At 53.0% G+C, this 15,658-nt stretch carries 9 protein-coding genes; 1 reads left to right on the forward strand and 8 read right to left on the reverse strand.

Annotated elements, in window-relative coordinates:
* The coding region (locus tag L215_RS10150; protein WP_211247124.1) for a hypothetical protein at nucleotides 1–364 on the forward strand (364 nt) is incomplete at its 5' end.
* Between the two features lie 439 nt (nucleotides 365–803).
* Here the strand turns inward: L215_RS10150 and L215_RS0107770 are convergent.
* The 8 genes from L215_RS0107770 to L215_RS09490 form a co-directional block, all read right to left on the reverse strand.
* Nucleotides 804–4,370, reverse strand: a complete 3,567-nt coding sequence (locus L215_RS0107770; RefSeq protein WP_027451598.1) for a fimbrial protein — start codon at nucleotides 4,368–4,370, stop codon at nucleotides 804–806.
* Between the two features lie 186 nt (nucleotides 4,371–4,556).
* Nucleotides 4,557–5,459 carry a FimB/Mfa2 family fimbrial subunit gene (locus L215_RS0107775; RefSeq protein WP_025884156.1) on the reverse strand — a complete coding sequence of 301 codons (903 nt, stop codon included), beginning with the start codon at nucleotides 5,457–5,459 and terminating at the stop codon, nucleotides 4,557–4,559.
* Between the two features lie 310 nt (nucleotides 5,460–5,769).
* Complete coding sequence (locus L215_RS0107780) at nucleotides 5,770–6,882, reverse strand: hypothetical protein (protein WP_025884157.1); 1,113 nt, start codon at nucleotides 6,880–6,882, stop codon at nucleotides 5,770–5,772.
* A gap of 219 nt (nucleotides 6,883–7,101) precedes the next feature.
* The gene (locus tag L215_RS0107785) at nucleotides 7,102–8,457 is read right to left on the reverse strand and encodes a hypothetical protein (RefSeq protein WP_027451599.1); all 1,356 of its coding nucleotides are present in this window, start codon (nucleotides 8,455–8,457) and stop codon (nucleotides 7,102–7,104) included.
* A 582-nt stretch (nucleotides 8,458–9,039) separates the two neighbouring features.
* Nucleotides 9,040–10,353, reverse strand: coding sequence for a replication-associated recombination protein A (locus L215_RS0107790; protein ID WP_025884158.1), 1,314 nt, complete (start codon nucleotides 10,351–10,353; stop codon nucleotides 9,040–9,042).
* A gap of 202 nt (nucleotides 10,354–10,555) precedes the next feature.
* The gene (trmD, locus tag L215_RS0107795; protein ID WP_025884159.1) at nucleotides 10,556–11,239 is read right to left on the reverse strand and encodes a tRNA (guanosine(37)-N1)-methyltransferase TrmD; all 684 of its coding nucleotides are present in this window, start codon (nucleotides 11,237–11,239) and stop codon (nucleotides 10,556–10,558) included.
* A gap of 171 nt (nucleotides 11,240–11,410) precedes the next feature.
* Nucleotides 11,411–13,522, reverse strand: a complete 2,112-nt coding sequence (locus L215_RS0107800) for a S46 family peptidase (RefSeq protein WP_025884160.1) — start codon at nucleotides 13,520–13,522, stop codon at nucleotides 11,411–11,413.
* A gap of 37 nt (nucleotides 13,523–13,559) precedes the next feature.
* Nucleotides 13,560–15,353: a TIGR00341 family protein gene (locus L215_RS09490; protein ID WP_027451600.1), complete on the reverse strand. Its 1,794-nt coding sequence runs from the start codon at nucleotides 15,351–15,353 to the stop codon at nucleotides 13,560–13,562.
* Nucleotides 15,354–15,658: the final 305 nt, after the last annotated feature.

Consider the following 15,658-nt stretch of genomic DNA (forward strand, 5'->3'; position numbering starts at 1 on the left):
CTTGCTTCGTGTGACTCCTGACCCCGCAGTCGTTCGGGGCGTTGCCCCTCCGACTGGGGGCTACGATGCGTCCGACCGCAAGCGGTCGTTCCCTCCGATCGCTCCGATAGCTCTGATAGCTCCGATTCCTCCGATCACTCCGATCACTCCGATCACTCCGATAGCTCCGATCACTCCGATAGCTCCGATCGCTCCGATCCCTCCGACAGCTCCGATCGCTCCGATCACTCCGATCACTCTGATGGCTCCGATCACTCCGATAGCTCCGATCCCTCTGATCCCTCTGATAGCTCCGATCACTCCGATAGCTCTGATCACTCTGATCGCTCCGATTACCCCAACCTCTCCGAACTCTAATTTCTAACCTCTAACCTCTAACCTCTAATCGAATTCCTACCTAGGAATTTGCCAAATAGCTACCTAGGAATTGCCCCAATTCCTACCTAGGAAATAAAAAATTCTTCGGAGGAATCAAATGAAACTTCGGAGGAATCAAATCATAAGTCCGAAGAATTTTTTATTTCCTAGGTAGCAAATCAAAAATATCTACGGAGGAATTTGGGCAATTCCTAGGTAGGAAATGAAATGGACTCATCTTCATAAGACTTTTGCAAAAGCCAACAGTCTCTTTTATAATGCGTCAGCTCTGAAGCCCGTCCGACAGTCCGATCGCTCCGACGTCTCGGGGAACAACGAGCGAGGGGGCGCTGCCTGCGAATGTGCAGGCGGCGCCCCCTCGGGTCGTTTGTGGGTCACGGCGTGCCCGCAGTTAGCGGGCGGTGCCGTGACGGTCAGTGCGGAAGTTACCTTTTATCCATGTAGAAGCCTTCCTCCGTGTAGCGACGATAGTCAGTCTCACGCTCGTTTATGATCGGACGAACTGGCATCGCATTGGATGGACAGAACTCCCCTTTTGAGGCATTACCTCTTGTCGTTGGTCCATATCCAAACACCTTGCCATCTTCTTTATAGGAAAAAGTACCAAGCACATCAAAGCTAGACACTCGTGTAGCTAGATGGAAGAAGCAATCATCGCCAGCAGCTACATACTCAAGTCCTTTATAATTTCCCCGATAGAAGATACCATAGTGCCTGTAGTTCATCCAAGCAGCCTTCCTTATATAGTCAGCCTCCCGTCCAGCAGAGGGGATTTTCCAACCATAAGGAGAAGGATCAAAGGGTGTCTTAATGGTCTTCAAGTCGGCCACCATTCGAACAGAGTTTTTAGCCTCAAGAGCAGCTTCACGTCCCTGCCAAATTGCTAGAGAGGCTGCAGAGGAGGGTACTTTTGCAGCAACGTTTGGATCACGTGTACCAAACTCGAGGATGTACTCATTCTGAGCATCACGATATGCCATCTTAGTCGGTTGCTGAATTAAGTCTCTCATTCGGAAGAGTCTAATATCAGTACCCAAACCACACGACCTCTCCGCATCACCTTGCTCCCACTTAGGGTCGGAATGGTAGATCTTAGGCACATTGGTTTGATTGAAGGAGCCTGTCAAACTCTCATATACGAAGAATGGATCCTTACGTCCGTACTGATAGTACATACCCATCTCTCGAGGATCGGGCCAATTCGACCCCATTACGGATCCAGCAGCAGGTTTCTTAGCGGCTCCTAGGTTGCGGTTCATGACAGGCAGTGGTGCGCTGGTCTGCGCAGACTCCCAAGGATAGGTGTCCACAACCCATATATGCCAGCTCCAGAGGACTTTTCCATCCTTCATACAAGCCACTACAGCGCTACCCGGCTGGACATTACCCTCTGTCTGCACTGACATGTAGTTGTGCTGTCCGGTTTTTTGATAGACCACTTTAGATACCTTCAGTCCACTCGTGCTACCCGTTGGATCAATTGTAGACCAAAGTACCGCTACACTCCAAACTTCATCGTTTGCCTCAAGTCTGTTAAGTAACGCCCTGCCAGTGTTTGTATAATCATTTTTGCGAGCAGGATAGCTTTTCAATCTTGTATATACAGCTTCATCAAACGAATCTTCATAAGCGTTGTACCAGTCAGCAGCCTCGTTGATGCGTTCGGATACGGGGAATATGATTGGTAGTTCCTGTCCTTTCTTGATAATATAGCAGTTTGCCGTAGGCTGTACGATACCTGCATAAAAGTGGATGGTGAACGTTTTATTAGGGAAGTATCGACTATCATCGGTATGCTCAATAACAAACGTGATAGATGCTCCCGAGAGTGATCCTGCAGTGACTCCGTCATCTCCCTGCACGTAGTCGTAGGGTTTGAACTCAATCTTATCACCTGTGAGCAGTCCTTGACCCTCCTTGACTACCATACCCTTATGCCAACCGTGTACTACCTTGGTATTGTCCGTCTGTGCGGAGCCTGATGGCAAATCGATTGAAACAATCTTCAGTCTGTATGGAGCACTTGACTTGATAAAGAAGAAGCCAAGCTTGTCGTTGATGAGAGCGAAATTCTTCGGCGTCGTCATCAAGTTCCAAGTAAGAGCACGGTCACCAAAAGGTAGCGCATCATCTATTATATTGTAGACGGTGAGATCGGCATCAGCCTCAGCACCACCCTTATTCGCATGGAATCGAGAAACCTCGGATAGAGCGAACTGATCCTCTGCGAGTACACCATCATGTAGCTCGACCCTATAAAGTGCTAGTCCATCTGCGGGACGATCCCACACTTGTACCCAGGTATAGAGCTCTTTATCGGTCATCATACGACGCTCGAGCTGAGCATCTTTGGTGTACTTGACAGCGACATACTTAACGTCTTTTTGCTTGACTTCAAGTCTATTGATAGGATTGACAGGTGAGTATTCTCCCGAAGCATTGCTTTCGTAGAGCTTGATGTCGAGCTCGATCTTGTCGGACTGAGTGATCTTGAGAGGCCACTTGATACGACCGGCCTTGACGAAGAGCTCTGTGGGAGCGATAGTGCGGACAGCGTTCGTAGTATTTTCGAGGACGTTGACCGTACTGGTCATGTCCTTTTCGACAGCAAAGGTCTGACCAGCGGGCTCGGTGAAGTATGCCCAGGAGCCTTGCGTACCGGTCTTTGGCCACTCTTTGCCGTCCTTATCGACGATCTTGTAGCCCTTGGGCCAGTTGGTGCGGATGGTGTAGTTCTCACTGGTGGCATCCTTGCCGAAGTGGAACTTATCCTTGGAGACGGAGAGGTAGTACTGTCCGTCGTAGACGATCTTGTCAACTTTACCCTCGTCCCAAACGACGACGTCACAGGTGAGGTTGACCGGCTCGGTCTTGAGTGCCTCCTCGGGCTTGTCTGTACCAGGACCGGCCACCTTGGTGATGTTGAAGCGATAGCGGTGGTTACGCAGTACGTCTAGCTGCTCTTTGATCTCATCCTTTGGCGCACCGTCCCGACGTGTGATGAAGTCGACACGGTAGTAGGTCTCCTTGCCACCCTTGTAGGAACCACCGATGACGAGGCAGGTGCGTGCGTCCTTGCCCTTGTTCTGACCATTATCGTGGTTGCTGATCTCGGGGATGTAGATGTTGCGGACATAACCCTTGGCATCTTCTTCAGTCTCAGCAGTGAAGATAAGCGGATTATTGTCATCCGCAGGTTTCATACCCTCTGGCGTGTGAGGCAACGGGTCACGTGTGGCGCCGTCCATACGGAAGGTGAGTGCCTGCGTACCGGTCACGTACATGGACTGTGCGTAGCGGTAAACACGTACCGACTTAATCTTGAAGTCTGTGTTACCCTTGGCCTTATCGTCGGCGGGCTCGGTCTCGTCAAAGCTGCAACCTACGTCGATACGTGCTAGGGCACGAACGAGGTGGATGACACCCTTATCGTTGCTGGCTGTGCAATCGTTGAACTTGGTGTCTCGGCTGACTGCCTGCTTGTCACTCTCACCCCACATAGGGATGAACTTCGAGCCATCGGTAGCCCATTTCTCGGTGAAGAGCTCCTTCATCACGTCTTCATTGAGGATGACCCCCTTGGTCTTATTTGCGAAGCCCTGCGTATTGATATTTGCATTGGCGATGCAGACGACGCGCATCGGCTTAGCAGTAGAGGTGAGTTTACAGCGGATGCGTGTATAGCCGTCGGCGGTACTTGTCTCGAAGTTCCTGACGGGAGCCTCATAGGCGAAGGTCTCTTGAGCCTCATCGTTGATGCCGTCGGTGTTGAAGACGAGGACTTGAATGCTCTTGATCTGCTTCTCCTGATTAGCGTCGAGTTGGCGCAGGGAAGTCTCGAGAGCAGGTACCTGGAGGGCGAACTCGAGCTCGACGTCCTCACCCTCGGTGATGCAGTCGCTCACGTTGCGGTCGGCGACGCACCCTGCGGTGAGCAGAGCGAGCAGCAAGCCGCTGATGAGCTGAATGGTGTATGTAGTCAGACGTTTCATATAGTATTGTGGTTTTTTTTCTTGGCTGTTGGCGATTAGCTGTTGGCTTTTGGCTGTGTAACCCTTTGTAGGGACGCTCGGTCGAGCGTCCGTTGTAGAACGAAAGTTACAGCATCATTTTGCTGTTCCGGGGACGGACGCACGACCGTGCGTCCCTACATATCGTTACTCGTTTCTCTAATTTCTCTACTTATATTTGTCAGGCTTGATGTTGATGCTGCCCCATACAAATGGTTTGATGGTGATCTTCAACGGAGCCGTGAAGGTAATCAGTAACGGGAGGTTGGCCTCGTGGAGCTTGTCGAAGGATATGTTGTGGCTCTTGAGGTAGTCGGTGATGTTGATCTTTGCCATCTCCTTGCCAGACTTGCTGTCGATGAGTCGCAGCACGGGTGCCTGGGCATCGGTGAAGCGGAAGAGGTCGAAGCGTGCGCGATACATGTCGTCACGCTCGGAGTGTCCCAGGCCAGGGACGAAGGTCTTGTAAGCATCGGGCAATGGTATGCCGGCGGGATGCTCGACGAAGGTGTAGTGCGTACCGCCCGATAGGATCTCTATGCGTGGCTCACCCGCACCGGGGTGGAATGTGTCATAACCCTTGACGACGACATCGAGCCCGATATGAGCTGATGAGAAGGGTACGGTGTACTCGCCCTGCGGATCTTCGCATAGGTCTAGCTTAACCTCGGCACGGTATAGTGAGTCGGTGCCTCGGTAGATGCCTTTGTCGTCGGGCTGTGCTGTGATGTCAGCCTTGGCGAGCTGGTCCGGGTTAGCTATCTGTGAGCGGTCCGTGACGTTGCCCCAGACGACAACACGATAGGGGTCGAGTGTCAAGACGGGTAGCTTAATCCCCTCAGCTAAGTCTCGACGTGTGAGTCGCTGCGTATAGCGTACCGCACCAGACTCATCGTATAGATATAAGTACCCATCCTGGATATAGTTGGGCAAGACGTTGTCGCTACCGTCTGCGTTGTAGACGAAGCGTAGTCGTGGCTCGGGACACTTACTCAAGTCCTCATATACGCATGAGGAGAGTAGCGCCATGAGTAGCACTGTGAGGGGTAATAGTAGTACTTTCTTTGCCATTGGAGGTAGCGGAGTTAAGTAATTAGAAGTTAGAGATTAGAGGTTAGATATTAGAGGTTAGAGGTCTCTAGTGGGTCTCGTCTCTTGTGCGCTCTAGTGGGTCTCGTCTCTTGTGCGCTCTAGTGGGTCTCGTCTCTTGTAATCTCTAGTGCTTCTAGTGAATCTAGTGTGGTTAGTCGCTAGTGTGTGGGATAGTCTGTGACTGTGTTGGGGAAAGGTTAGTGTCGCTAGCGTGGCTCCGCTCGCCGTGGAGCGAGAGCCACGCCGCGAAACTATATTGTAGACGTACGTGTTAGTACGTCAGGCGTGATTACTTGTAACCCTTGCCGGCTACGTCAGGCTTGATGTTAACAGCCGTCCACTTGTAAGGCTTAACCTTGACAACAAGGATCTTGTTACCCTTCTGCTCGGGATTTTCCTTATCAGGGTTGTTAGGATCGGGCGTACCATCCTCGTTTGTCTTGAAGTCCTTGCTGAGCTCAGCTAGGTCAAGCTTGTAGATCTTACCAGCCTCGAAGCTCTTCAGATCACCTGTTGCTGACACCATAAACTTAGTCATAGTGACGAAGCGTGTAGCTGTTGCAGGAACACCAGCAGCCTGAGCAGCAGCAGAGTACTTGATGTTGAGCTTGAGGATAATGTGATCGTAGAACTCTGTACCCTCTGCCTCATTCTTCTTGATGGGGAAGAGCTGGTAACCAGCAACTAGCTTCTTGGCCTCGAAGTCAGCCTTCTGGCCATCTGCAATCTCGTTATACATCCCATCCTTGAGTGCTGGAGTAGCCTTGAAAGCACCCTTCTCACCCTCGGTGAAGTAACGGTTATCAGCGTTGCGTGTGAGGAGGTAGTTGTTGATGTAAACAGCCTCTACAGAGATGTCCTCAAAAGCGTTCTTGTGAGAAGTCTCATTCTCTTGACCAACGATCTTACCAGCAACCTCTACACGTGCGAAAGCAGGTACAGGTGAGAGCTCTACGGTGTAGACTATGTTGTCACCATCAGTAGACTCCGTTACCGCCGTCTCAGGAGCAGTCAGAGGTATATCTGTGGTGAACTTAGCTGCCTTGTCCTGCCAAGCAGTGATCTCGGTAGCGTCTGTGATTTCAGCGTTAGCCTTGACGATAGAGACCTTCTCAACCGTCTCACCGACAGTGATGCGAGTACCAGCAGGGGTCTTAGCCTCAGTGATCTGAGTATCGGTAAGATTGATCTCACGACCGCTAGGGAGGAGCTTGATCGTCACATCCTTTGTAACGGTCGTCTCTGTACCACCAACGACTTCGCCCTCAATAGCGCGTAGCTGAGAGTCATTAAGACGAATTGTGAGGGCTGCAGCCTCAACGTTCTTTGGCTCGTCCTTCTTGTTGCAGGAGAACAGAGCGAGTGCCATCATGGCGATGGCAGCCATCTTCATGTACTTCATAAAGTTTGATTAGTTGATTAAAGTGATTATTCTGTTTGGTTATTGTCTGGTTGGGGGAGGGACGAGTAAACCGCTGTAGGGACGCTCGAGAGTGTCGAGTCGGAGGGCGTCCGTTGTAGAACGAAAGTTACAGCATCGTTTCGGCTGGTTCGCCGACGGACGCACGACCGTGCGTCCCTACATTTCGTTATTCGTCTCGTTCTTCATTTCGTTCTTCGTTTAGTCTAGCTCGGTGTTGATGTTGATGTGTATCCAGTCGACGACGGATACGGGGATCGTGTTGGAGGTCTCCTCGGGACGCTCGTCGGTGCCCTCGGGACGTGGCGTTATCTCTTTGATGTCCTCTGGCTTCGTGATACCAGGCTTGGCGTTTGTCGAGAAGAGCGGACTGAGGTCCTTCAGGTTGATGCGGTATATCTTACCCGGGTCAAAGGAGACGAGCGACTTCTCGTTAGCTCCCTCGCCTACGAGGAACTTACGTATGGTGATGAAGCGTCTTACCGTCTTCTCGCCCAGATTGTCTACACCGGTGCAGGCGTAGACATCGTGTCCCTTGTCAGCGTTGTATACCTTATAATTAAAGTGTCCTACCCGAACGCCCAGGGTGTACTCGACCTCTACGATGATGTGGTCTAGTGCCTCGGGATCAGTGTCCTCGCCGGGGTAGATCTGATAAGCGTCTACCTTGCCGGTGGTCATCTGACTAGCATAGGGGTTTGTAGCAGGAAAGAGGGTGTGCATTGCGGCATTGTGTCCAGTCCATACTTTGTCGGTCAGATTATAGTTGTCATCAGTCAGGCGTGTGCGATGAGCGTTGTCGACGTTGGGCTTCTCCTTATAGTTATTGACATATATGCCTCGTATGGTGACATCCGTGATGGTGCGCAGCGTGACATCTTGCGGGGTTGGTAGCCAAGAGTACTCAGTCTGAGTCTGCGTGTAGCTCTTCATGAAGTTTTTGATGATATGCTCAACGGCTACCTGGCTCGACTCGAAGGGCACCTCTATATTGCCCGAGATCTCTAGTCGTGCTACGTTGGGGACCGGCTTTAGCGTGACGACGAGTCGCTCGGAATTGGCTTGATCTTGCTGAACTGGTGTCTTGGGAGCTACGTAGGGTACCTTATATAGGAAGCCCTGCTTCTGAGCTTCGGCACCACCGAGCCTTTGCAGCTCGTAGATAGAGAGCGACTCGAGGTTTTCGGGCTTTAAGACACCGCTACGTCCAGCGACGGCAGAGACTTTGCGGACAGCTTCACGAACCTTCATCTCGTAGCCGTCGGCACTCATCGCTTTCTGTATATCTGTCGTGCTCTTGAGCTCGACACGGTACGGCTCGGTGGGGTTGCCCTGATCATCGTAGAAGAAGAGGGTGATGGGCTGGAAGTCGCCTACCGTATAGGAGTCGTTTGCTGCATGATCCTCGACGGTGCGGAAAGAGCCCGAAGAGGAAAGCTTGATAATTAGGGTGCGCTCCTGGTCGCTTCCCTTCGGAGAGTTGTTACAGCTAGTGATCGCTACTACGGAGAGTAGCATGCTAGCGAGCAGTAGTATGTTATGAATGCGTGCGCGCATAGGAGTAAATGTTTCTTTTGGTATCTCTTCGCTGCAAAGATAAGTCTTTTTCTTGAAACTGCACTTTTCAATGTCGATAAAAGATTTGACATATTCGGTATTCTTTCTGGGAGAGGGGGGGGGAGATTAGAGGTTAGAGATTAGAGATTAGAGGTTAGAAATTAGAGGTTAGAGGGGAGAGATTAGAGATTAGAGATTAGAGATTAGAGGTTAGAGGTTAGAGATTAGAGGGGAGAGGGGACGAGTAACGGCTGTAGGGACGCACGGTCGTGCGTCCGTTGTATCAAGAGTTACAGTGTCAGGGCTTTGACGGGGACGGACGCCCTCCGGCTCGATACTTCCGTGCGTCCCTACAACCGTTACTCGTCTCGATTGGACACAACGGACGCACGACCGTGCGTCCCTACAACCGTTACTCGTCTCGTTTAACGGGGACGGACGCACAGATCGTGCGTCCCTACAACCGTTACTCGTCTCGATTTGATACAACGGACGCACGACCGTGCGTCCCTACAAAGGGTTACTCGTCTCTTCTAATCTCTAACCTCTAACCTCTAATCTCTGATCTCTAATCTCTAACCTCTACTCTCTCGTCTCCTCGATAAACTTGAGGTAGCTGCTGAGCGTGCGCTCGGCTTGCCCCACGTCTTGCGGGTCGTAAAACTGTGCGTCGCTGAGTTCGTCGGGCAGGTACTGTTGCTCGGTATAGTGCTTGGGGAAGTCGTGCGGGTAGCGGTAGTCGATGCCGTATCCGAGGTCGGCCATCAGCTTCGTGGGAGCATTGCGCAAGTGTAGCGGGACAGGTAGATTTCCCGTCTCACGCACTTTAGCGAGAGCCGCATCGATGGCGAGGTAAGCTGAGTTGCTCTTTGGCGAACCAGCGAGGTAGACGACCGCCTCGGCGAGCGGTATGCGTCCCTCGGGCCATCCGATGAAGTCGACGGCATCAGCAGCGGCCTGCGCCACGACCAGCGCCTGCGGGTTGGCCAAGCCTATATCCTCGGCAGCTGAGATGACCACACGGCGCGCTATGAAGCGGGGCTCCTCGCCTCCCTCGATGAGGCGAGCCATCCAGTAAAGCGCAGCATCGGGATCGCTGCCACGTATGCTCTTGATGAATGCAGAAGCTATGTCGTAGTGCAGCTCGCCCTCTCGGTCGAAAGCTGCAGGTTGTTGACGCGCCACACTAGCGATTGCTTCGCCGGTCAACTGTACGGTCGTGTCGTCGGGGTGGTGCTCGAGAGCCATCGAGAGAGACATCTCGAGGAGGTTGAGCAGTTTGCGAGCATCGCCACCGGCTAGATGAATGAGCATCTCACGGTCGGCACCCTCTAGGGAGACGTGGTAGCGAGAGAAAAGCGGGTCGGTGGCGAAGACACGGTCTATGAGTTGGGAGAGGTCGCTATGCTCTAGCGGTTTGAGGACGAAGACTTGACAGCGTGAGAGTAGCGGGCGGATGACTTGAAAGGAGGGGTTCTCAGTGGTGGCGCCGATGAGTGTCACGACGCCCTGCTCGACGGCCGCCAGCAGGGAGTCCTGCTGGGACTTGGAGAATCGGTGTATCTCGTCAATGAATAGTATGGGACGTCTCTGCTGCTGTGAGAAGAGTCCTGTCTGCGCTTCCTTGGCCTCCTGCAGTGTCTTGCGCACATCGGCTACGCCAGAGCCGACGGCCGAGAGGCTGTAGCAGCGGCACTGCATCATCTGCGAGAGAAGCCGTGCGAGGGTTGTCTTGCCGACGCCAGGCGGTCCCCAAAGGATCATCGAGGGTATGTGTCCCCGCTCGAGCATGACACGCAGCGGGGCATTCGCACCGACGAGGTGAGACTGTCCGACATACTCTTCGAGCGTCTTAGGACGCATCCGTTCCGCTAGCGGTATCTGCTCTACTGACATACAGTGCAAAGATACGAAGATTAGGGGTTGAGATTAGAGGTTAGAGGTTAGAGGTTAGAGATTAGAGGGATCGGAGCCATCGGAGGGATCAGAGCTATCGGAACGATCAGAGCCATCGGAGCTATCGGAGCTATCGGATTCCTTTCGCGCTCTCTAACTTCTAATCTCTAACCTCTAATCTCTAACCTCTAACCTCTAACCTCTATCTCTCCCCTTCCAGCAGGTCGGGGCGGAGCGCTTGCGTACGGGCGACTGCCTGCTCGTGCTCCCACTGCGCTATGCGCGCTTCGTGGCCGCTCAGGAGGATCTCCGGCACGCGCCATCCTTTGTACTCAGCGGGACGGGTGTACATAGGCGGCGTGAGCAGGCCATCCTGAAAAGAGTCGCTCAGCGCACTATCCGCATCGCCTAGGACGCCTGGTATGAGCCGTATGGTCGCATCGGCAATGATGGCCGCTGCCAGCTCGCCACCCGTCAGGACGTAGTCGCCGATGGATATCTCCCGTGTGATGAGATGCTCACGGATACGATGGTCAATCCCCTTGTAGTGTCCGCAGAGGATGATGATGTTCTCCATGAGACTCAGCTCATTGGCGACTGCCTGCGTGAGTACAGGCGCATCGGGCGCCGTGAAGATAACTTCGTCATAAGGACGCTGGCTACGTAGCTCGGTGATGATGCGGTCGATTGGTTCGATGGACATGAGCATCCCTGCGGCGCCACCGTAGGGGTAGTCGTCGATGCGTCCCCAGCGATTGGTTGCGTAGTCGCGGAGTTGATGTATATGTACCTCGGCAAAGCCCTCACGCTGTGCCCGCCCCACGATAGAGGTCGAGACAAAGGGCTCGATCATCTCAGGCAGTACGGTGATAATGTCTATGCGCATAGGAGGGATTAGAGGTTAGAGGTTAGAGAGGAGTGATCGGAGTGATCGGAGCGATCGGAGCGATCGGAACTATCAAAACTGATACTAGTCGTAGAGCTTAGAGACGTCCTATGGCTCTGATCGCTCCGATAGCTCTGATGGCTCCGATAGCTCCGATCCTTTCGACCTCGCTTACGCGAAGGTTAGCTCTTGGATCAGGCGGGGGCACTTAGCCCACTTGTCGATCATGAAGAGGACGTAGCGGATATCTACCGAGATGGTGCGCTGTAGGTCAGGCTCAAACTCGATGTCACCACTCATAGCCTCCCAGTTGCCATCGAAAGCAAGACCGATGAGGTTACCGTTCTTGTCGAAGACAGGGCTACCTGAGTTACCACCCGTGATATCGTTGTCCGAGAGGAAGCAGGTGAAGAGGTGATCGCCCACACCGTAGGGTGCGAAGTTGGCAGGATTGCTCAGTAGCTTGAGGATCTCAGGCTGTACGGCGAACTCGCTGCTGTTGGGGTTCTGCTTCTGGAAGACACCACGCTCCGTCGTGAAGTAGTAGTACCACGCACCATCACCAGGCTCGTAACCAAGGATACGACCGTAGCTCATACGCATCGTGAAGTTAGCGTCTGATGGACGCAGTGCGTTAGGCTGGAACTCGCTCATAGCGGCAAAGAGCTCACGCTTGCCCTTCTCGATCGTATGGTTGTACTCTAGGTACTTATCCAGCAGATCGGAGTAGTACATCAGTATGCTCTGTACGAGCTCCTGTACAGGGTCATTAGCTAGGGTCTCCTTGACCTTGTTCTGATCCATAGCCAGTACGGCCATCATCTTATCCTCGTAAGGTATGACACTATTGGCAAAAAGCTCCTCAGCATAAGCCTTGTAGTCACCGCCGAAGCGCTCATCGATGATCTGATAGATGAAGGGGAGGTTGTCCGCAGGTAGCTTCGTGCGTAGTAGGGCAAGCATAGCGGGGAGCACCTCACGGTCTAGGTTGGGGAGGTAGTCCTTGTAGAGGCCCTCCAGCTCCTTCTTGTCACCAGACTTAGCGGCACCCATAGCCTGATAGCCGAGCCATACGATCTCGCTACCGCTCAGCATCGTCTCAATGATATAGTTGAGTTGACGATTGTAAGGAGCAATCTCCTCGTAAGCACGCTTCAGGTCGGGTAGGATATTGCCGTAGGGCTTACCTGTCTGAGCGACCCACTTAGTGAAAGCCTCCTCCTCGGCACGCTTGCGGTCTACGACGTGTAGCTTCTCGAGGCCACGATTCATACCGATCGAGTTCTTCCAGTAGTTAGAGCTCTGAGCATACTTGCTAGCGTACTTGATGCGGGTCGCTTGGTCAGCGTCCATAGCGCGCTTCCAGATCTCCTGCTTGACACCACGCGCCTCGATGCGAGGAGCGTTCTCATTCTCGATACGATCGATGACACCGTAAGAGGTGAGGTAACGATCAGTAGAGCCTGGGAAGCCAATGGTCATTGCGTAGTCCTGCTCCTGGTAACCCTTTAGAGAGACCTTTGTGTAGTAGACAGGACGGTAAGGTTTGTTGCTAGCTGAGTACTCAGCAGGCTTATTGTTAGCATCAGCATAGACGCGGAAGACGCTAAAGTCGCCCGTGTGGCGAGGCCACATCCAGTTGTCCGTATCACCGCCAAACTTACCGACGCTACTCGGAGGGGTCATGACGAGACGAACATCCTTGAACTCGTCATAGATGACGACATAGTACTTATTGCCAGCGTAGAAGGGGGTTACCTCGACAGCGTCAAAGGGAGACTTCGTGTACTCCTTGACGATCTCCTCAGAGACCTTGTCGATCGTCTCCTGACGCTGAGCCTCGTCGGTGATACCAGCGACAGCCTGCTCGATGCGAGCCGTCACGTCGATCTGCGCACGGAGGTACTTGACAGAGAGACCGGGGATCGGTAGCTCCTCACGCATAGACTGTGAGGCGAAGCCGTCACGTAGGTAGTCATGCTCTACGGTACTCTGGCTCTGGATGGCATCGTAACCGCAGTGGTGGTTGGTAAAGAGTAGTCCCTGGTTAGAGACTGTGATACCCGTGCAGCCAGCCCCGAAGATGACCACGCCACGAGCTATGGAAGGCTGGTCTAGATTGTAGAGCTGGTCTAGGGATAGGTTGAAGCCCAGCTCACGCATGCGAGCTTCGTTTTGCTCGTTGAGCTCACTGAGTACCCACATGCCCTTGTCGGCACGTGCTGTGGCACTGCACACGAGGAGTGCACAGAGGGTCAGGAGCAAGGTCTGTAGTTTATTCATAAGACGCTTATCTATTAAAGTTAGTATTCTATTCTGCTTAGTTGGTTAGGATCAGCTCGAGATCATCTGCTTTGGTACGCTTCTGCAACCACTGCTCGAGCTTGCTACGCTCGGCCGGGGAGATGCGATGCGATGGTGTCGTCACGAGGATATGAAGGACGGAGTCTTGCCCTTGGATAAACTCCATCGAGGGCATGAGTCGTACCTGACTAATGTCGGTAAAGACGGCTCTCGCCTCATCGCTCACATCGTGCGTGAGCGACTTGTAGTAGTCGTAGCGCAGGAGCGTACGACGCAGCGAGTCAATCTCGGCACGCTGCTCAGAGGCGGTGCGCTCAGACCGCTCGTAGAGGTCGCGCAGCAGGACGCCGCCCAGCTGCTCGTAGTCCGTAGGAGTATCGTTGTCGATCCCTTGGTGCACCTGTAGGTCGAAGTTAGAGAGCCCATAGCTAGGCAGTAAGGCAGCGATGCTGTCGATCGTCTGAGTCGAGAGCGGCGTGCCGATCAGGACTACGTCTATGTAGGGTCTCTTGTCCCCATCAGCTCGCACGAAAGACTGACGGATCACCTGATGAGTAGGCGGCGCAAAGTGGTCTGCGATAAACTGCTTGGCACGCTGCTCCTGATAGGAGTCACGCACCAGACGAATGCTCAGGTAGATGCTTGGTATGAGTGTGCAGACCGCTATGACGGTGATCCAGCGATAGCTCCGCTTGCGCGTATCCCCCGAGGCTACCGACTTCATCGGGAAGCGCATGATGCGCACCATCACAAAGGTGGCAAAGGCGATAAAGACCGAGTTAATGAGGTAAAGGTAGATGGCACCAAAGAAGAAAGCCCAGTTGCCTGTAGCCAGCCCAAAGCCCGCCGTACAGAGCGGAGGCATGAGTGCCGTAGCGATGGCGACGCCTGGGAGCACCTGTCCCTTGCTCTTGCTACTGCCAGCGATCAGTCCCGCAGCACCACCAAAGAATGCGATCAGCACATCATACAGTGACGGCTCCGTACGTCCCAAGAGCTCGCTCCCTGGCTGATCGAGCGGGGTTAAGAGGAAATAGATGGTAGCGGTCAGGATACTGAAGAGCGTCGTCAGCGCGAGGTTACGCAGCGACTTGCGTACGAGATCTAGGTCGGCAATGCCGAAGCCTAGTCCGAAGCCGATGATTGGTCCCATCAGCGGAGAGATAAGCATCGCACCGATGATGACCGCCGTCGAATTGACATTGAGTCCTATTGAGGCGACGAGGATAGCGCAGATGAGGATCCATAGCTTGGTACCGCGAAACTCCACATCCCCCTTGAGCGACTCAATGGTCGCCACGTCACCCGCCTTGTCTTCGCGAAAGTCGAGCAACTTGCGTAACCAGTTCCAAGCTTTCAACCACCAAATGTTTTCCTCAGGCTGTTGGCTGTTAGCTGTGGGCTGTGGGCTGCTAGCTTTTGGCTGTTGGCTGTTAGCTGTTGGCCGTTGGCTGTTAGTAGCTTTGCTAGGGGCAGGCTGATCCGTCGTGACCGCCACCTTACTCTGGCTAGGCGCTGTGGCAGCTTTGATAGGGGCAGGCTGATCCGTCGTGACCGCCACCTTACTCTGGCTAGGCGCTGTGGCAGCTTTGATAGGAGAGGGTTGGTCTGATGAGCTCGACACCCTATTAATATATAGGTGTCGGTCGGCAGCTGGTTCATGAGCTACCTTATTATATATAGGAGTCATCGGGCAACTGGTCAGCTCGTCAGCCATCGGCTCGTGATGCTGATGGCGTGCAGACTTGTGCTGAGCGACTAGACGCTTCAGGACGTCAATCGTAGGAGAGGAATTTTCGGAGGAAGGCATACGGTGAATTCGACCAAGTACACATAAGCGACTGCTAAGGTACTCATTTTCTAACACACAGCTACCTCGTCAAAAGTCCCGTATCAGGGCTGACGCATGGAGACTGTTGACTTTTGCAACAGTCTCATGATGATTCTAACCTCTAATTTCTAACCTCTAATCGCTAATTTTCGATTCCTACCTAGGAATTGCCCAAATTCCTCCGTAGATATTTTTGATTTGCTACCTAGGAAATGGAAAATTCTTCGGACTTATTTTTTGATTCCTCCGAAGTTTCATTTGATTCCTCCGAAGAATTTTTTATT

The sequence above is a fragment of the Porphyromonas uenonis DSM 23387 = JCM 13868 genome (genome assembly GCF_000482365.1).
Taxonomy (GTDB): Bacteria; Bacteroidota; Bacteroidia; order Bacteroidales; family Porphyromonadaceae; genus Porphyromonas; species Porphyromonas uenonis.